General features: G+C 67.0%; 18 protein-coding genes. 3 read left to right on the top strand and 15 right to left on the bottom strand.

What is annotated here, in order from left to right:
• Positions 1-41: 41 nt before the first annotated feature.
• A complete protein-coding gene (gene alkB / locus CupriaWKF_RS19610; protein WP_276102434.1) occupies positions 42-707 on the bottom strand; it encodes a DNA oxidative demethylase AlkB in 666 nt (221 codons plus the stop codon).
• 77 nt (positions 708-784) lie between these two features.
• Here alkB and CupriaWKF_RS19605 point away from each other — a divergent pair, with 77 nt between their 5' ends.
• Positions 785-1,060, top strand: a complete 276-nt coding sequence (locus tag CupriaWKF_RS19605) for a hypothetical protein (RefSeq protein WP_276103363.1) — start codon at positions 785-787, stop codon at positions 1,058-1,060.
• Positions 1,061-1,147: 87 nt separating this feature from the next.
• Here the strand turns inward: CupriaWKF_RS19605 and CupriaWKF_RS19600 are convergent, their stop codons facing one another.
• From CupriaWKF_RS19600 to fliF, 6 genes are read right to left on the bottom strand one after another with little or no spacing between them, the layout of a single operon-like run.
• Positions 1,148-2,596 (bottom strand): flagellar hook-length control protein FliK, encoded by a 1,449-nt coding sequence (locus CupriaWKF_RS19600; protein ID WP_276102433.1) that lies wholly within the window; start codon positions 2,594-2,596, stop codon positions 1,148-1,150.
• A gap of 22 nt (positions 2,597-2,618) precedes the next feature.
• Complete coding sequence (fliJ, locus tag CupriaWKF_RS19595; RefSeq protein ID WP_276102432.1) at positions 2,619-3,071, bottom strand: flagellar export protein FliJ; 453 nt, start codon at positions 3,069-3,071, stop codon at positions 2,619-2,621.
• Positions 3,064-4,530: a flagellar protein export ATPase FliI gene (fliI, locus tag CupriaWKF_RS19590; protein WP_276102431.1), complete on the bottom strand. Its 1,467-nt coding sequence runs from the start codon at positions 4,528-4,530 to the stop codon at positions 3,064-3,066. Before fliI ends, fliJ begins: the two co-directional genes overlap by 8 nt.
• Positions 4,523-5,296, bottom strand: coding sequence for a flagellar assembly protein FliH (gene fliH, locus CupriaWKF_RS19585; protein ID WP_276102430.1), 774 nt, complete (start codon positions 5,294-5,296; stop codon positions 4,523-4,525). Before fliH ends, fliI begins: the two co-directional genes overlap by 8 nt.
• Entirely contained in the window at positions 5,283-6,296 is a 1,014-nt protein-coding gene (gene fliG / locus CupriaWKF_RS19580; protein ID WP_276102429.1) for a flagellar motor switch protein FliG, read from the bottom strand. The genes fliH and fliG overlap by 14 nt, the downstream gene beginning before the upstream one ends.
• Positions 6,283-7,989 carry a flagellar basal-body MS-ring/collar protein FliF gene (gene fliF, locus CupriaWKF_RS19575; RefSeq protein WP_276102428.1) on the bottom strand — a complete coding sequence of 569 codons (1,707 nt, stop codon included), beginning with the start codon at positions 7,987-7,989 and terminating at the stop codon, positions 6,283-6,285. Before fliF ends, fliG begins: the two co-directional genes overlap by 14 nt.
• A 454-nt stretch (positions 7,990-8,443) precedes the next feature.
• Between fliF and fliE the strand changes: the two genes are divergently transcribed.
• On the top strand, positions 8,444-8,767 hold the full coding sequence (gene fliE, locus CupriaWKF_RS19570; RefSeq protein ID WP_276102427.1) for a flagellar hook-basal body complex protein FliE: 324 nt from the start codon (positions 8,444-8,446) through the stop codon (positions 8,765-8,767).
• Between the two features lie 98 nt (positions 8,768-8,865).
• On the opposite strand, the gene CupriaWKF_RS19565 is transcribed toward fliE, so the two are convergent.
• The 8 genes from CupriaWKF_RS19565 to CupriaWKF_RS19530 form a co-directional block, all read right to left on the bottom strand.
• Entirely contained in the window at positions 8,866-9,147 is a 282-nt protein-coding gene (locus CupriaWKF_RS19565; protein ID WP_276102426.1) for an EscU/YscU/HrcU family type III secretion system export apparatus switch protein, read from the bottom strand.
• Positions 9,144-10,469 carry a flagellar hook-length control protein FliK gene (locus CupriaWKF_RS19560; RefSeq protein WP_276102425.1) on the bottom strand — a complete coding sequence of 442 codons (1,326 nt, stop codon included), beginning with the start codon at positions 10,467-10,469 and terminating at the stop codon, positions 9,144-9,146. Before CupriaWKF_RS19560 ends, CupriaWKF_RS19565 begins: the two co-directional genes overlap by 4 nt.
• A 50-nt stretch (positions 10,470-10,519) precedes the next feature.
• Positions 10,520-10,852: a flagellar protein FliT gene (locus CupriaWKF_RS19555; RefSeq protein ID WP_276102424.1), complete on the bottom strand. Its 333-nt coding sequence runs from the start codon at positions 10,850-10,852 to the stop codon at positions 10,520-10,522.
• Between the two features lies 1 nt (position 10,853).
• Positions 10,854-11,279, bottom strand: a complete 426-nt coding sequence (gene fliS / locus CupriaWKF_RS19550; protein ID WP_276102423.1) for a flagellar export chaperone FliS — start codon at positions 11,277-11,279, stop codon at positions 10,854-10,856.
• Positions 11,280-11,298: 19 nt separating this feature from the next.
• A complete protein-coding gene (gene fliD, locus CupriaWKF_RS19545) occupies positions 11,299-12,717 on the bottom strand; it encodes a flagellar filament capping protein FliD (RefSeq protein WP_276102422.1) in 1,419 nt (472 codons plus the stop codon).
• Positions 12,718-12,767: 50 nt separating this feature from the next.
• Complete coding sequence (locus CupriaWKF_RS19540) at positions 12,768-13,139, bottom strand: flagellar protein FlaG (protein ID WP_276102421.1); 372 nt, start codon at positions 13,137-13,139, stop codon at positions 12,768-12,770.
• Positions 13,140-13,269: 130 nt separating this feature from the next.
• Positions 13,270-14,562 carry a FliC/FljB family flagellin gene (locus CupriaWKF_RS19535; RefSeq protein WP_276102420.1) on the bottom strand — a complete coding sequence of 431 codons (1,293 nt, stop codon included), beginning with the start codon at positions 14,560-14,562 and terminating at the stop codon, positions 13,270-13,272.
• Between the two features lie 207 nt (positions 14,563-14,769).
• Entirely contained in the window at positions 14,770-15,090 is a 321-nt protein-coding gene (locus CupriaWKF_RS19530; RefSeq protein ID WP_276102419.1) for an RNA chaperone Hfq, read from the bottom strand.
• Between the two features lie 882 nt (positions 15,091-15,972).
• On the opposite strand from CupriaWKF_RS19530, the gene CupriaWKF_RS19525 reads away from it, so the two are divergent.
• Positions 15,973-17,859, top strand: a complete 1,887-nt coding sequence (locus CupriaWKF_RS19525; RefSeq protein WP_276102418.1) for a methyl-accepting chemotaxis protein — start codon at positions 15,973-15,975, stop codon at positions 17,857-17,859.
• Positions 17,860-17,949: the final 90 nt, after the last annotated feature.

Raw genomic sequence — 17,949 nt, 5'->3', positions numbered from 1 at the left:
GCTGCCCGGCGCAAAAGGGCCAAGTGCGGCAGCCGCGGCGGCTACATGGCCTTGCGGAAGGTCAGGTTGATCCGCTCGTGCCCGAGCAGCGGGTGGTCGCCGTCGGCCAGCGGCGCCACGCCATGGAAGGTCAGGCGTGCGGGGCCGCCCCACACCACCACGTCGCCATGCGCGAGCCGCGTGCGGGCGGGGCGGTCGGCGCGCCGCAGCCCGCCGAACAGGAATACCGCCGGCAGGCCGAGCGAGACTGACACGATGGGCGCGCGCAGGTCGCGCTCGTCGCGGTCCTGGTGCAATGACAGGCGTGTGCCGGGCACATAGCGGTTGATCAGGCAGGCGTCCGGCGCAAAATCCGCAAAGCCTGCTTCGGCGGCCGCGCGCGCGGCCAGGCCGAGAAATGCCGCCGGCATGGCGGGCCAGGGCTCGCCGCTGAGCGGATCGTGCCGGTCGTAGCGATAGCCGGTCCGGTCGGAGACCCAGCCGGCCTGCCCGCAGTTGGTCATGGCCACGGACATGCGCAGTCCGCCCGGCGTCACCATGTGGCGCCAGGGGGCTTGCGCGGCGACGTTGCCGACGTCCTTGAGCAACTGCGGTGCCAGCGCGCGCGCAAAGCCGCGCAGCACCACGGCACCGACGGCCAGCGGCTCGCTCGCGCCGGCCGTGCCGTCATCGGGGTCGTCCAGGTCGTCGAAGAGGTCGAACGTCATCGCACAGGGGTATCGCAAGGCGTCACGCAGACATTATCGTCCCGGCGCGGGCGCGGTGCCGTTGGCAGTGTGGCGTCGTGTCGCGCACATTCGCAGCAATGGCCATCTGCATACCGTTGATCGCCCATGATCAGGGTTTATACTTACATTCCTATTTCCTGAATGCTCGCCTGCATGGCGTCGCGCTGTGCCGCGCGCTCCAGTCCTGTTGCTGCAACATGAAACGCTTTCTCGCCTTCAGCCTCGTCGCCTGGCTCGCTGCAGCCTTGCTGATCCTTGGGCGCGACTCGGCTTCGATGATCGCGCTGAGCGGCGTGGTCGCGCTGGCGGGCCTGGACATTTTCCAGCCCTGATCCCGGAGCCGGCAGCACGCCGCAAAACAAGAAGGCCGCCCATGTGGCGGCCTTTGTCATGATTGTGGCGCCTGAAGCGCCTGCCGGTCAGGCAAAGGTATCGACTTCCCCCTGTGCCAGCATGCGCGCCGGACGGGCCGGTGCGGAAGTGGGCGCGGGCCGGGAATCCGCTTTGGCCAGGTCCGCGCCGAAGCCCGGGTGACCGCGTCCGTTGCCGGCCTGTTGCTGCTGGCCATTGCCGGCCTGGCCGGCGAAGCTGTCGGCGCCCACCGAGGCCTGGCCGAGCTGGATGCCGCTTTCCGACAGCGCGGTGCGCAGGTGCGGCAGCGCGGCTTCCACCGCGGCGCGCACGGCCTGGTGCGGGGAAACGAACTGCGCCTGGGCCTGGTCGTTGACGACGTTGAGCACCACCTTGAGCGGCCCCAGGTCGGGCGGATTGAGCTGCAGTTCGGCGCTCTGGCTGCCTTGCGTGGTCAGGCGGATCATCTGCTGGCCCAGTGCCTGCGGCCATTGCGCATCGTTCAGCGGTGGCGCCACCACCGGACGTGCGGCAGCGGCAGCGGCGGCCGGAGCGGCCGAAGGTGTCTGGTTAGCCAGCGCGGCGGCAATGGCCGGCGCGGCACCATCGTTCTGCGTGACCGTCGCGGCATCGCCGGTTCCGGCGGTGACTTGCACGGGCGTGAACGGGGTGGCAGCGGGTTTGCCGCCCTGCGCAGTGCCGTCTGCCTGCGACAGTGCGGCATGCCGGGACTGGCCCGTGCCGGCCTGGGACTGGCCATCGGCGAACTGGCCGGCATGGCCCTGGCGCGCGCCCGGCATGGCGTTCAGCGCAGTGCCGGACGTGGTCGCGGTCTGGGAGCTGTCGGCCGGAGCCGGCTGCGCCGAGGCGCCCGGCAGCGCTGCGCGCTGCGACAGGATGTTGGCCAGCGTGTCGGCCGCGGTCGGCGCGGCGGCGCTGGCCGCTGTGGCGTCCTTGACCGTTGCCTGGATGACCTGCTTGCCGGCGGTGTCGGGTGTCACCTCAGCGAGCGCAGCGCTGGCAGCGTCGGCCGAAGCGATGGCCGGGGCTTGCGGCAAGGCGAGGCCGCTGGCGCCGGCGGCACCGACTGCAGCACTGTCCGCCACGCCTGCCGCGCCTGCCGCGCTATTGGCGGAAGCGGCCGGAAGCGGGGTGGCCGGCAGCAGCGCGGCCAGTGCCGCCGCAGCGGCGCCGGCGTCCGCCGCCTGGGCGCTGCCATCGTCCTTGTGATCCTTGCCGTCCTGGTCCTTGCGGCGTCCGGGCTGCACCGGCTTGCCGGCTGCCGCCCGGGCTGCGTCCTGTGCGTCGGTCGTGCTGCCGGACTTGCCTTCTTGCGCCGGTGAATCACTGGCTGGCTGGGCATTGCTGCCGGAATCCTGGCGCGGCTCCGGGCGCGCGCTGTCCTTCGCGCGCGACAACGCGGCGCCGAAGGCATTGTCCCCCGCGTCTGCCGCCATGCGGCTGGCGGGCTTGGCCTGGGCGGTCGCGTTGCTGACGAGCTGGCTGATATCGATCATGGGAAAGCCTTGCCCTTTGGGCTCAGTTGAGTCGGCTGGCGCTGTCGCGGGCCAGTCGTGCGGCATATTCGTCGTTGGCGCGCTGCTCGCGGTGCGCGACGACTTTTTCCTCGCGGGCCTCGGCGCGCTCGATCAGGGTATCGAAGGAGTTCAGGCGGCGCTTCTGCTTCTGCCAGTGATTGCGCCCGGCCAGCAGGTCGGCCTCGGCCTTGTCCAGCGTGGCGGTCTGCTGGCGGATGGCGTGGTCCAGCGAATCCAGGAACCGAGAAAAGTCGTGCCAGCGGCTGGTGGTCATGCCTTGCGCCGCCACCGCCTGCATGCGTTCGCGGTATTCCTGCCGGTACTGCGTGAGCTGGTTGAGCTGGTTCTCGGCCTGGGTCCGCAGTCCCTGCAGCCGGCCGAGTTCGCGCGCGGCGGCATCGGTGTCGTTCTGGGCCAGTTCGGACAACGTCAGCAGTGGATTCGGTTTAGCCATGTTCGCTCCTGTCGAAGAGGCTATGCAGCTGTCCGAGCGCATCGTCGTAGCCGGCGCGCTCGTGGATGTCCTGCTGCAGGAAGGCTTCCATCCGGGGGTGGAGCCGGATCGCCAGGTCCAGTTCCGGATCGTTGCCGGGCACGTAGGCGCCCACGCTGATCAGGTCGCGGTTGCGCTGGTAGCGCGACATCAGCTGCTTGAAGCGGCGCACCGAAGCGAACTGCCCGGACGGGATCAGCGCGGTCATCGCGCGGCTGATCGAGGCTTCCACGTCGATGGCCGGATAGTGGCCGGCCTCGGCCAGGCTGCGCGAGAGCACGATATGGCCGTCCAGGATCGCGCGGGCCGAGTCGGCAATCGGGTCCTGCTGGTCGTCGCCCTCGGTCAGCACGGTATAGAAGGCCGTGATGGAGCCGCCGCCTTCGGGACCGTTGCCGGCGCGCTCCACCAGCGTGGGCAGCTTGGCAAAGACCGAAGGCGGATAACCCTTGGTGGCCGGCGGCTCGCCGATCGCGAGTGCGATCTCGCGCTGCGCCATGGCATAGCGCGTGAGCGAATCCATGATCAGCAGCACATGCTTGCCCTGGTCGCGGAAATACTCGGCCAGCCGCGTCGAGTACGCGGCGCCTTGCATGCGCAGCAGCGGCGAGCAGTCGGCCGGGGCCGCCACCACGACGGCGCGCGCGCGCCCTTCCGGACCGAGAATGTGTTCGATGAATTCCTTCACCTCGCGGCCGCGTTCGCCGATCAGTCCGACCACGATCACGTCCGCGCTGGTGTAGCGCGCCATCATGCCGAGCAGCACGCTCTTGCCCACGCCGGAGCCCGCGAACAGGCCCATGCGCTGGCCGCGCCCGACGGTCAGCATGCCGTTGATGGCGCGCACGCCGGTGTCCAGTACCGTGTCGATCGGCGCGCGCATCAGCGGGTTGATCTGTTCGGCCGACAGCGGGACTTCCTGTGCGGCCCGGATCGGGCCCAGGCCATCGAGCGGACGGCCGGCAGCATCGACCACGCGGCCGAGCATGCCTTCGCCCACGGGCAGGCGCTTGGAGCCCGGTTCGCGCGGCGCGCCGGTGCCTTGCGGCTGCGGCGACGGTTCGAGCGGATAGACGCGCGCGCCGGGCAGCAGGCCGACCACGTCGGACTGCGGCATCAGGTACAGGCGGTCCGCGCCGAAGCCGACCACTTCGGCCTCGGCCGTGCGCGGGCCGCCGCGGTTTGTGCTGAACTGCCCGGCGGGCAGTTCGATCAGGCAGTCGCTGCCCACCGGCAGGCGCAGGCCCACGGCTTCCAGCACCAGGCCGGCCGCGCGCGTGAGCCGGCCGCAACTGCGCTTGCTGTCCAGACCGGCGATTTCGGCCTGGGCCAGGTTCAACGCATGGCGCCAGTGCTCCGCGTGCGATGCCGGCGGAAGGTCCTGGTCATCCGTGCGCGATGCCGTGGCGGCGTCAGTCATGCCGGGGCTCCCACGGATCGTCGCGGCCCATGGCCTTGACCACGCGCGTCCAGCGGGTTTCCAGCCTGGCGTCGAGCTCGCCGCTGGCGGCACTGGCAATGCAGCCGCCGCGGGCGACGGCCGGATCCGCGCGCAGGGTCCATCCGGCCGCATCGAGTTCGCCCTGCATATGGGCTTCGACCAGGCCAACGTCTTCCGGGTGGAGCAGCAGGCAGGGTGAACCGGACAGCGCCGGTTCGCTCGTCAGGAGTTCGCGCACGGCGGGCAGCAGGACTTCGGGATCGTCTTCCACGCGCGCGCGCACGAGCTGGCGCGCCACGTCAAGCGCCAGCGAGACCAGCGCGTCGGACACTTCCCGGTCAACGCCGGCCAGTGCCTTGCGGAAATTTTCGGCCAGGCCGTGCAGGCGCGCGGCCTCGTTGCGCGCGCCTTCCAGGCCCCGCGCATAGCCTTCACGGTGGCCGTCGCCGTACCCCTGGGTCTGGCCCTGGGTATAGCCCTGCGCGTAGCCTTCCTTGCGGGCGCCTTCGCGCATCGCTTCGAGCGCCGCGAAGTCGATCGGGGGCGGCGCCGGCTCGGCGGGCGCTTGCTGCACGATCTCGCGCATCGCGTCGCGCGGGTCCAGCGACCCCATGTTCCAGCGTTGCCATCCGGCGCCGCGCGTGCGGCGCGGCGGCTCGAAGGCGGCAAAGCCGTCGGCATCGGCGCCGGCGGGGCTCTCGCGCAGCGCGAGACGTGCGGCCAGGCCGCGCTCAGACATAGGCATCGTCTCCTCCGCCAATCTGGACTTCGCCGGCATCGGCCAGGCGTCTTACCACCTGCAGGATGGCCTTCTGCTCGGCCTCGACCTGCGACACGCGCACCGGGCCCAGCGCATCCAGGTCTTCGCGCAGCATTTCGCCGGCGCGCGTGGACATGTTGCGGATGAACTTGTCGCGCAGCTCCTGCGGCGCGCCCTTGAGCGCGACGATGAGCGATTCGGTGGCGATTTCCTTGAGCACGCGCTGGATGCCGCGGTCGTCGACTTCCAAGAGGTTCTCGAACAGGAACATCTCGTCGATGATCTTCTGCGCCAGGTCGCCGTCGTGCAGGCGCACGCCGTCGATCACGGCCTCTTCGTGCGCGGTGCTCATCAGGTTGATGATCTCGGCCGCCGTGCGTACGCCGCCCATGCGGCTGCGCTTCAGGCTCTGGCCCGACAGCAGCTTGGACAGCACGTCGGTCAGCTCCTGCAGCGCGCCCGGCTGCACGCCGCCGAACGTGGCGATACGCAGGATCACGTCGTTGCGCAGGCGATCGGTGAACAGCGACAGCACCTCGGACGCCTTCTGGCGGTCCAGGTGGATCAGGATGGTGGCAATGATCTGCGGATGTTCCTCGCGGATCAGTTCGGCCACCGAGGTCGCGTCCATCCAGTTCAGCGAGTCGATGCCGCTGCCCGGGTCGCGCGATTCCAGGATGTCCTCGATCACCGACTGGGCGCGCTCTTCGCCCAGCGCCTTGTTCAGCACGCTGCGGATGAACGAGCTCGAATCGACGTTCAGCGCCAGGTACTGCTCGGTCTCGCCGCGGAACTCGCTCAGCACCACGGCCATTTCTTCGCGCGTCACCGACCGGAGTTCGGCCATGGCCGAGCCCAGCTCCTGCACTTCGCGCTGGGACAGGTGCTTGAACACTTCGGCGGCGGCGTCCTCGCCGATCGCCATCATCAGGACGGCGCTCTTCTGCAGGCCGGTGGCGGAGGAGGCGGCTTTAGCGGAGGTCATTGCCAATCCAGTTCTTGATTACGCTGGCGACCAGGCGCGGGTCGCGTTGTGCGGCGTCGCGCACCAGGGCGAGATCGCTTTCATACTTCGCGGCCAGCCGCAGGACTTCCGGATTGGCCGGCTCTTCGGGCGGCAGAAGTTCGGCCGTGGTCTCTTCAGCCAGTGCAGGCACCGGCACTGGCGGCGTGGTGTAGCGGCGCAGGATCGGGCGCGCCACCTTGAACCAGGCGAACAGTGCCAGCAGCGCCAGCAGCAGGTAGCCCGCGCCGGTCTTGGCCAGGTCGATCATTTCGGGTTGCTTCCACAACGGCAGTTCAGGCGTCACTTCGCGATCGACGGTGAACGGACTGTTCACCACGTTGATCGAGTCGCCGCGCTCGGTCGAGAAGCCCATGGCTTCCTTGGTGAGGTTCTGGATCTGGGCCAGCATTGCCGGCGGCAGCGGCTGGGCGACCATCTTGCCCTTGGCGTCCGGCTGTGGCCGGTAGTTGACCACCACCGCCACCGACAGGCGGCGCACGCCGCCCGGCGCCTGCTGCACGTGGCGCACGGTCCGGTCGAGTTCGTAGTTGACGGTGGAATCGCGTCGGTTGCTGCTCGGGCCGCTCGAAGCGGAAGTCGTCGCTCCCTGGGCCTGGCCCGCTTGCGCTCCCTGCGGCTGGGCCGGTGCGCCGGCCTGGCCCGGCGCCTGGCCGGCCCGCGGCGTCTGCGCGGTGGTAATCGGGGCCGCGGCGGGTGCCGGCGGCTGGTTGGACAGCGCGCCCGGCACGCCGCCCGGGGGCGTGGCGCCCTGCTGGTTCGATTCGCTGGTCTGCTGGCTGCGGATGGCCGCGTGGGTCGGATCCTGGTTCGGCTTGTAGCTCTCGTCGGTGTGCTCGACGATCGAGAAGTCCACGTCGGCCGTCACCTGGGCGCGCACATTGTCCTTGCCGACGATCGGCGTCAGGATCGATTCAATGCGCTTGAGGTAGTTCTGTTCCAGCGCCTGTACGTACTTGAGCTGGGTGGCGTCGAGCATGCGCTCGTTGCCGCTGTTCGACAGCAGGTTGCCGTGCTGGTCGACGATGGAGATTGCCTTGGGCGTCAGCTCCGGCACGCTCGACGACACCAGGTGGCTGATCGCCGCGACCTGGCCTTCATCGATGGCGCGGCCCGGGTAGAGTTGCAGCACGATCGACGCGGTCGGCTTCTGGCGTTCGCGCACGAACAGCGTCGGCTTGGGAATGGCCAGGTGCACGCGCGCCGACTGCACGGCGGCGATCGACTCGATCGAGCGCGCCAGCTCGCCTTCGAGCCCGCGCTGGTAGTTGACCTGTTCGGCGAACTGGCTGATGCCGAACTTCTGGTTGTCCATCAGTTCCAGGCCCGTGGTGCCGCTCTTGGGCAGGCCCTGCGAGGCCAGGCGCAGGCGCATCTCATGCACCTTGTCGGCCGGCACCATCACCGCGCCGCCGCCTTCGGAGAACTTGTACGGCACGTTCATCTGCTGCAGCGACTGCAGCACCGCGCCGCCGTCGCGCTCGGACAGGTTGCTGTACAGCACCTTGTAGTCCGGCGCGCGCGACCACAGCACCCCGACGGCGATGGCCGCGGCCAGTGCGGCGCCGCCGAGCATCATGGGGAGCCTGGGGTTGGCCTTGAGGCGCTCGATCATGTCGCCCGAGCGGCCGGACAAGGACATTGCCGCGGTCATGCGCGCGCTCCGGCCACGGACGGGCCGTTGCCCCGATCGCTCTGGCGATGGTGACCGCCATGGACGTCGGCACGCCTCGCTTCGGCACGGCTCACTTCAGGCTGCTGAGAAAACACGCGTACTCCCGGGATGGTTGTTCTGGAACATCGCACCGGACGGGAAACGCAAGGCGAGGCCCGCGCCTTTCCGGCACGGTAGCGATGATCGGCCAACGCGGGCGCCCACAATCTGGTGAATAGGCCGGGTTTTCCTCCCGATTTCGGCTGATGGAGGGGGGCGGGCGGCAGGTACGCTTGCCCCGCTGAAATTGGGTGGTCAGGGCGCGCGAGCCGGCTGCGATGTGAATTCTGCAGCACGTCTCGACGACTTTTACGCGCGTGGCTACCGTCGGATTCGTCTAACCACAGGCGCTGGCACCGGTGCATCAACCCGGGCCGGCGGGGAAAACCGCTTCATGACCACGCTCTCTCCCATCGAAGGCATGCTGCAGCAACTGCGCGGCCTGGCCCAGACCGCTACCGGCAACAGCTCGCAGGCCGCCGCGCCGGTTGCTGCCGGCGGCTTTGCCGGCGAACTGCAGCGCAGCCTGAGCCGTATCAATGCGTCGCAGGAACGCGCCTACGGGCTGTCCGAAGCGTTCGAACTGGGCAAGCCGGGTGTGGCGCTCAATGATGTGATGATCGAACTGCAGAAGGCCAATGTATCGTTCCAGACGGGGGTGCAGGTGAGGAACCGGCTGGTGCAGGCGTATCAGGAAATGATGAATATGCCGGTGTAAGCCATGCCGGCATGGCGCCGGCAAGCCGGATCCGTCCGGCTATCAGGCAGCCCCTGTGCCGCGCGGGCGGGCAGGGGCTGTTTCCGTTTGAGGTGGGATCAGGCCGGCGCGTCGGTGCCGGCTTCGAGCTGGTAGAGCCAGGCCAGCAGCTCCGCGATGGCCACGTAAAGCTGCGGCGGGATGTGGCTGTCCAGGTCCACCTGCATCAGCAGGTTCACGAGCGTGGGCGAGCCGTGCACGTAGACGCCGGCCTCGCGCGCGCGCGCGATGATGGCCTCGGCCACCACGCCGTATCCCTTGGCGATCACGCGCGGCGCCTTGTCGTCGGTCTGGTACGACAACGCAAGGGCGGCGCCGCGTCCCGGATCGGCTTCGCTCATGCCGTACCTCCGTCGTCCATGCTGTCACGTGTTTCCACGTTCAGTTGCCGGAGCACGATGCCCTGTGCTTCGAGCTGGTTGCGCAACTGCGGGCGTGCCTCGATGAAGCGCGCGGCGACGTCGGTCTCGGCGGTGGCCAGGCGCGCTTCCAGGCCGTTCGGGCCGAGCGTCAGCACGACCTCCACCAGGCCGAGCCTGGGCAGTTGCAGCTGCAGGCGGCTGGACCACTGGCGGGCGGCATCCGACGCATCCTGTCCGGCGGTGCCATCGTCCCGGCGCGTGATGTCCCATTCCATCGGCGTGCCGGGCCAGGCTTCGCCGGCGAAGCGGAACTGCTGGGTAGCCAGCAGTTCGAGCTGCTGGCGCACGGTGGCCTCGGTGGACGGGTGAATCGCGGGGTCTTGGGGTGCTTGCTGCTGGGCGGCCCCGGTGCCGGCGCCAAGGTCCATCAGCACACTGTGGCGCGGCGCCGCGGCCTGCGCCGGTGCGCGCGCGGCATCGGCAGTGGGCTGGTAGGCCTGCGTCGCGACCGAGCCGGCGGAGGGCCGCGACGGCATGCCGTCCGCCGGCGATGCGTCCTTGCTGTAAGAGGAGTGCGAACCCGTTCCCTGACGCACCCCCTGTTCGGCCGGCGCGTGGCTGTGGGCGACACGCGGGTTGCCCGGTGCAGCGAGCGCTTCGGCGAGCAGTTGCGATGCGGGAATGGTCGGGCCGGGGGCACGCGGCAGATCCGGCGGTGCCGAACCGCTGCTGGCCGATGGGCCGCTGTAAGTCAGCATCGGTGCATCCGGCCCGGCTTTGGCGCCTGGCGGCAGGAACGGTGCGTTGGGCTGGGCCGGTTGCCCGAGCGGCGCTTGCGGCTGCTGCAGGATGCTGGCCAGCGGGCGCGCACCCGCGACCCACTGTGACAGGTGCGATTCGTAGAACAGTCCGCTCTCATCCACCAGCGCGGCCAGTGCGGTCGCCACGGCCGCGCTGCTGCCCGCCGTCGGCGGTGCCGGCAGCACGGGGCCGGCCGAGCGCAGGGGCTGGGGAGGCGTGCCATCCATCAGCGTCAGGATCGCGCGCGCGGCAAAGCTAAGGGACTCGCGCGTGGAGGCACCCGGCAGCAGCGTGTTCTGGCCAGGCTGGCCGTTGGCGGCCCTGGCTGCCTGGCTGTTGCGGATGGCCTGGTCGGTCGAGTTCTGCACGCCCGACTTGGACGCGTCCAGCACGGGTTGGAGCAGCGCGACCTTGTCGAGCGTGGAGAGACCCGTGCGCAGTTGCTGTGGATCGAGCGTCTGGGCGGAAGTCAGCCCGGGAGGGAGGAGGATGCCGGTCATCGGGCCGGAACAGACGATGAGGCGGGCACCGGGGCCCGCCAGTCAGGACCTTATGCGGTCGCGCCGTAGGCGGCCGACAGCTCGAACTGGCGGCGCGAGCTGGTCAGCAGGCTGCCGATGCGCCGGAGTTCAGGCACGGCCAGATCACGGATGCGTGCGTCGTAGGTCAGGATGCGGTCCAGCAACTGGTAGCGGCGCATGCGCTCGGCGTCGGAGAACGGGGCTTCGTGGTCGAGCTGGCGCAGCCGGTCGACAAGTGCCAGGTAGCCGCGCTGCTGCTCGGTGACGGTATCCCAGTCTGCGGCTTGTGCGGCTTCGAACATGCGGCCAGACAGCACGAGGATTTCCTCGTAGCAAGTGACGATGGGGGAGAAGTGAGTCATCTCAGTTGCCTTGCAGGGCAGGTTGGTGGTCCGCCTGCTGTGCAGCTTCGTCGATCTGTGCCCAGGCGGAGGCCAGATTCTCCAGCAATGCATCGACTTCGTTGAGCAGCGCCACATCGCTGCGCAGGTTGGCCAGCATCAGCCGGCGCACCATGTATTCGTACAGGGATTCGAGGTTGGCGGAAATCTCGCCGCCTGCCTCATGGTCCAGCACTGCGCGCAGGCCGTTGTCGATGATCTCGATTGCCTTGGAAATGGCGTTGCCCTTCGCCACGATCTCGCCGGCTTCCATGTGGAACTTCGCCCGTGCGATGGCGGCGCGGGCGCCGTCATACAGCATCGTGATCAGCTTGTGCGGACTGGCGCTCATGGCGCCGGTCTGGACGCCTACCTGGGCGTAGGCGTTGATGGCTTGGCGGGCGAACATGGATTGGCTCCCGGGGCGGTTACTTGTTCGAATTGCTCAGCGCGGAGAACTGCTGCGTCAGGTAGCTGCTGGTGCGGTTCATCTGGCTGACCAGCAGGTCGAGCTGGGTGAACTGGGCCTTGTAGCGGTCCATGGTGGCGGTAATGCGGTCCTGCGTGCTGTTGTAGTTCTTTTCCAGGTCTTTCAACGTCTGCGTGATGCCGTCCTGGGCATTCTTGAGCGTACCATTGGTCTGGGTCAGCCCGTCGACATAGTCGCTCACCCGCTTGCCGATGCCACCGGTGTCCGTCGTGCTCGAGAACATGGCGGTGACACCGCCCAGGTTGGTGTTGAGCGCCTTGGTCAGCTTGGTGTCGTCGAGGGACATGGTGCCTTCCTTGGCATCGAACTTGATGCCGATGTCCGCCAGCGTGATAGTGCCGCCGTTGCCGTTCGGCATGGTGCCGCCAAGCATCGAGCGCAGGCGCTGCTGGATCGAGCGCAGCGTGCTGTCGCCGGTCAGCGCGGCAGACGTTTTTGCTGTCGTGTCGAACGCCGTCAGCGTCTGGGCCGTGCTCTGGATGTTGTTGTACGCCGTGACGAATGCCTGGATTGACGACTTGATGGAATCGTTGTCACGCGTGATCGTCAGTGACGTGGTGCCGGTCTTGGTCAGGCTCATCGTCACGCCCTGCGCGGCGTCGACCACGGTATTGCTCTGGCTCACGACGTCGATGCCGTTGATCTTCAGCGTGGCATTGGCCGGCGGTACCTTTTGCTCCATGGCGTTGCTGGTGGCCGTCGGGGCAGGATCAAAGGCAACCAGGTTGTTCAACTCGGTGGTTGCCGACGATACGCGCATGGTGGCCTGCGTACCGGTCTTGTCCGAAGTCAGGACCAGGCGGTAAGGCGTGCTGCTGCCGTCGTTGACGATGCTTGCCGTGACGCCGATGCCGGCTTTGTTGATGGCATCTCGGATATCGGCCAATGAGGCGTTGGCGGCAATGGTGACCTTCTTCGTGCTCGTCGGCGTGGCCGTTGCGTCGGTGGCCAGCGCCTCGCCGAAATCGAACACGATATCGCCGCCACTGCCTGCAATCGCAGTCTTCTGGTCCGCAACCCCGCCGCTGACCAGCGATTGGGCCGTCGCAAGCGTGCCGACGGTGATGCTGTAGTTGCCGGGCACTGCATTGGACGCCGTAGACACTGATATGACGTCGGTCGAACCCACGGTCGCCTTGACGGCGGCAAAAGTGGTCGCGTCGGCGAGCTTCTTGGCGGCGGCCTGGTAGGCGCTTACCACGCTTTGCACCTGGCCGAAGGCTGACAGCTTGGCCTGGTAGCTCTTGGCCTGCGCGTTGATGGCATCGAGAGGAGCCTGCTCGGCAGTTTGCAACTGGGAAAGCAGGGTGTTCAGGTCCAGATTGGAGCCAACGCCGAGGGAGGAGATCGATGCCATTTTTTTGTTACCTCTTCTTCAACTGATGTTGCTTTGCGTGGTGGCCGCGCTTACACGGCCTGGCTGACGAACAGCCCTTGCAGCTTGTCCATGGCGCGCGCAATCCGCAGGACTTCCACGGTGGGCATCTGCCGGATCAGTTCGCCAGTTTCCTTGTCGACTACCTTGGTGATGACGCGGTGAGTGATGTCGTCAATTTCGAAGCGAAGACTGATTGACGTGGACTTCAGCACGTCTACCAATTCCCCAACTGCCGCTGACGTCTCGGCGGGTACGCCGGAAACTTTCGTACGCTCGGCATCGGGCTTGCGGGCACCACCGCGCGTCTGGGTGTCTGCCGCAACCGGTGTGGCAATGGCGCCTGTGGGCACTTCGGATGGCAGTCGCACTGCGATCGGGGTCACTGTCGGGGAAGACGCCATGGTTTGCTCCGTCCGGTTTGGCGTGGTTCAACGTCGGAAACGCTTTGCAGGCAGTGGTCTGCCTGCAAAGCGCTCCCGGCAAAAAAGGCCAGGCCTTGCGGCCCAGCCTTTTTTGCCAGCGCAGTTGCGATTAACGCAGCAGCGACAGCACGCCTTGGGTGGTCTGGTTGGCTTGCGCCAGAACCGACGTACCAGCTTGTTGCAGGATGTTCGCGCGGGTCATGTTCGACACTTCCGTTGCGTAGTCAGCATCCTGGATGCGCGAACGCGAGGACGACAGGTTGGTCACGGTCGTGCCCAGGTTGGCGATGGCCGAGTCGAAGCGGTTTTGCACGGCACCCAGCGAGCTGCGCAGGTCATCAACCGTCTTCAGTGCGGCGTCGATCTTGGCCAGCGGCGAAGCGGTAGCAGCGCCAGTAAACTCTGCATTGGCGGCAGTAGCACCGTTGGCGCTCAGGTTGATCGTCGTCGCAGTCTGGTTGTCGTTCAGCGTGCCGGCCGCGCCGCCATCCGCCAGTGCAGAACCTGCAACCGCGTAGTTTTTGTTCTGGATGGTGATGTAGCCAGTAGCGGTACCACCGGCGTTTGCACCAACCTTGACGAGCATACCCGTTACGGCGGAACCAGCCGAATTGCCGTTGGCTGCATCTGCGACGGTGATGTCAACGGTGTTTAGCTTAACAGCGCCCGTGGTCTGATCGACGGATGCAGCATAGTAGTCGTTGCCGCTCTGGACGACGTAGTCGCCAGTTCCAGTAACATTGCGCAGCGACAGCGATCCGGCGTTGACGCCCAGCGAGGTGGCAGCGGCCGACAGGTCCACATTGACGGCAGCCGCGGCGCCGCCGGCAGCAACGGTGGTAATCGGGTTGCTGACGCTCAGGCTATTATTGGCGACAGTGAAGCCATTCAGGCCCAGGGTGGAGGAGTCGATCTGCTTGAGGTCGATCGAAATGGTTTCGCCGTCGTTAGCGCCGACTTGAATCGACAGTGGCTTGGCGCTGCTCGACAGAACCTTCACACCATTGAAATCGGTCTGTTGCGAAGTACGGTCGATTTCAGCCAGGCGCTGGGTGATTTCGTCTTGAATCGACTTCAGGTCCGACGACGAGTTCGAGCCGTTGGCAGCCTGCACACTCAGTTCACGGATACGCTGCAGGTTGTTGTTTACTTCAGTCAGCGCGCCCTCGGTCGTCTGCGCCAGCGAGATGCCGTCGTTGGCGTTGCGCTGGGCTTGGGTCAGGCCGCGGATGTTGGCGGTGAAGCGGTTCGCAATGGCTTGGCCAGCAGCGTCATCCTTGGCGCTGTTGATGCGCAGGCCCGACGACAGGCGTTGGATCGCGGTGTTCAGCTGCGATTGCGAAGCGGTCAGGTTGTTCTGAGTCATCAGAGACAACGAATTGGTATTAATGACTTGCGCCATTTACGACTCCTGTATGCAAAGTTTTTTGGCATTCCGGCTGCTAGCCGTAACGTCGGCAGCCTGCTTTGCAGGGCGTAGAGTGCCTCCGTTGCTTGGGTTATCGACACGTGTCCGGAAAGGTTTAGAGTGATCTTTTCGGTGGATCGCAACAGAGGGGCGACTGCGGTCTGGGGCGCCCTGGGTCGCCGCGCGGGGTAACGGTGCGCTTTATCGCCGCCGGCGCTTGCGCGGCATATAGATAGGCACGAACCCCGGCGCCGTATCGGCTTCGGGCGCAGGCAGGGCTTCGCCCCCGGCGCCGGCCGGTGTGATCATGGCAATGGCGTGCTTGTATACGACAAGCGGCTTGCTGTCGTGCACGTCCTTCGCGAGCATCAGCAAATAGTCGTCCAGGGCGATCACCACGCCTTGCAGCCGGGTGCCATTGCACAGATAGACGACGACCGGAGCGCGGCTGACAGCATGGGGCGCAAGTTGCTGGTGCTGCAGCTTCCGGCTGTTTCGCGGGGGCCTGGTTTCCTTCTTCACAACGACTCCGGAAGAGCCCGCATGGGTTCTGGCGGCTGATGGCGGTCCGCCGACTACTAGTACTGTTAACTAGTATGGTCCTGTCAGCGCGATGGGCGAAACATTCGCTCCCGGTACCGGCAACAGGCGCAGGCCCCGTGTGCGCCGCGGCGTGCGCCGGATCCGGACGTGGGTCCTTGTCTTTCACGCGCTTGCCGGCGACCGGTGCGGCCAAGTGAGAAGGGGAATACTTCAGGGACGAGAGTAACAAATTTTTACAAACACCGACGGATCGATTCCTCGTCAATGAGCTAGAGGTTTTGCTCTAGATAATTGGTTGCATTTTCTAACTCGTTTGAGTTAGAGGTCTGTCGACCGAGGCCGACAGACCGGCCGAAGACTTCCTGAAATGCTTACAAACTGGCAATTTGCACATAAGTGTGCACTGACATAGGATGATCCCGAAACTCCGGACCCAGGCCGAACGGCGCCGAAAAGTGGCTTTCTATGCGCATTCAATTGGGGCCTTCACTGATAGAAGCGGGATTTACACCTCATGTAAGCACGTTTATATTCATACCAGAGCTAACTGGCTCTGAAGCAGTCCTGGAAAGCCTACGAGCACCCCGCGCGTGGGCTTCTTTTTTTGGGGCCCACATCGAACTGGCTACGCCTCTCGGTGCACCGCGGCTGTGTGACCGTCGGGATGCCTGGCAGGATTAAAAGGCACAGTCCAAGGCGCCCATCGGACGAAATGCGGGCACTTTCCCCCTCAATTCCAAATTCCCTTCAAGAAGTGTTCGGTCATCGCCGATAGGCAGCCGTGCGGCGGTTGTCAGCGGCAACGATCCCGTGCGCGCACACGACAAGAAGATTGATCACGGAATGTCCGGAGGGAGTGAGATGGCCTGGTTGAGAAACCTTGGCATAGGGACCCGCCTGTCCCTGGCCTTTACGCTGGTGGTGCTGCTGCTGGTCGGTGTCGCGGTATATGGCGTGGCCTCGCTGGCGGGCATGAATGCCTCCATGCACCTGACCGTGGAGGGGCGCCTGCTCAAGGTGATCGACCTGGGCCACGTCAAGGAAAATGCGCTGGAAATCGGCGTGATGGTGCGCGATGCCGCCCTGACCGAAGATTCCGCGCTGGTCCAGCGGAATACGCAGCGTATCGACGGCATGCGCAAGGAGATGGGCGGCACGCTCGATGCGCTGGGCAAGCTGATCGCGGCTTCCGGCCGTGCCGACCTGCAGAAGACCTTTTCCGATCTAGTCACCGCGCGCGAAGGGTATAACGGTCAGCTGGACATGGTGCTGCGCCAGTTGGGCTCGGGCGAGTTCGCCGGAGCGCGCGCGGCGCTGGTGGCGACCCTGCCCGCGGCGCAAGGCCCCTATTTCGGGAAGCTCGACGAGATCATGGCCGGCGGCCGCAACCTGTCCCTGGCCGCGGTCAAGCAGGCCGACGAAGGTTTCGCCTGGGCCCGCAACGTGCTGCTGGGCCTGACGGCGCTGGCGGTGCTGCTTGCCGTGGTGATGGGAACGGCCATCACGCGGTCGATCACCGGCCCCGCGCGCGAAGCGCTGGAGGCCGCCGAGGCGCTGGCCACCGGCAACCTGCGCCACGCGTTCCACGTGCGCAGCCGCGATGAAATGGGCCGCATGCTGGCGGCGCTCGAACGTGCCTTCCGCCACCTCGCGGCACTGGTGCATGGCATCCAGCAGGCGTCCGGCTCGATTGACGGCGCCACGCGCGAGATCGCCCGCGGCAACACCGACCTGTCCCAGCGCACGGAACAGCAGGCGGCTTCGCTGGAACAGACCGCAGCCTCGATGGAGCAGCTGACTTCCACGGTCCGCCAGAACGCCGACAACGCCAGGCAGGCCAACCAGCTCGCGGTCAATGCGTCGGATGTGGCCAGCGAAGGCGGGCGCGTCGTGCGCGACGTGGTGCAGACCATGGACAGCATTTCCAAATCGTCCACGCAGGTGGCGGAGATCACTGGCGTCATCGAGAGCATCGCGTTCCAGACCAATATCCTGGCGCTCAATGCCGCGGTGGAAGCGGCGCGCGCCGGGGAGCAGGGCCGCGGCTTCGCGGTGGTGGCCTCCGAAGTCCGTAACCTCGCCCAGCGCTCGTCGGCCGCGGCCAAGGAGATCGCCGAGCTGATCGGCGGCTCGGTGCGGCAGGTGCAGGACGGTGCACGCCAGGCCGAGCAGGCCGGCAAGACCATGGACGACATCGTCGGCGCGGTGCGCCGCGTGACGGACATCATGGGCGAGATTTCCGCGGCCAGCTCGGAGCAGACTTCGGGCATCGAGCAGGTCAGCCTGGCCGTCACGCAGATGGAAAGCATGACCCAGCAGAATGCCGCGCTGGTGGAGCAGGCCGCCGCCGCCGCGGAGAGCCTGATGCAGCAGGCCGGCGGCCTGGTGAGCGAGGTGGGCCGGTTCGACGTCGCCCAGAACTCTGCCGCGGGCCATGCGTCGGCCGCCGCCACGCCGGCCCGGCAGCTGGAACCCGCGCCGGCGCCGCCGCAGCCGGCACCGGCAGCACGTGCCGTACCGGCACGCAGCACCCGTGCGCCAGCCGTGCCGGCGGCGGTGCGTCCGCCAGTGCAGCGCAAGGCGACGCCACAGCCGGTGCTGGCCAGGCGCGCACCTGCGCAGCCGGCAACACAGCGCCAGCCTGTCGCACGTCAGCGCCAGGAACCGGTGCTCAAGTCCGGGGCGCGCCGGGTTGCGGCGCCCAGCCAGCCGGCCATGGCCGATAGCGGCGACTGGGAAACCTTCTGACCCGGCTGCGCCGGGCGCCGGGCATCTGCGGGGCAGCGCCGGCGCCAATGTCGCAAAACGCCTACAATAACCGGTCTTCCTGATCTTCGA

The sequence above is a fragment of the Cupriavidus sp. WKF15 genome (assembly GCF_029278605.1).
GTDB lineage: Bacteria > Pseudomonadota > Gammaproteobacteria > Burkholderiales > Burkholderiaceae > Cupriavidus.
The sequence above is the reverse complement of the archived record's forward strand: the minus strand, read 5'-3'. Positions and strand labels throughout refer to the sequence as shown.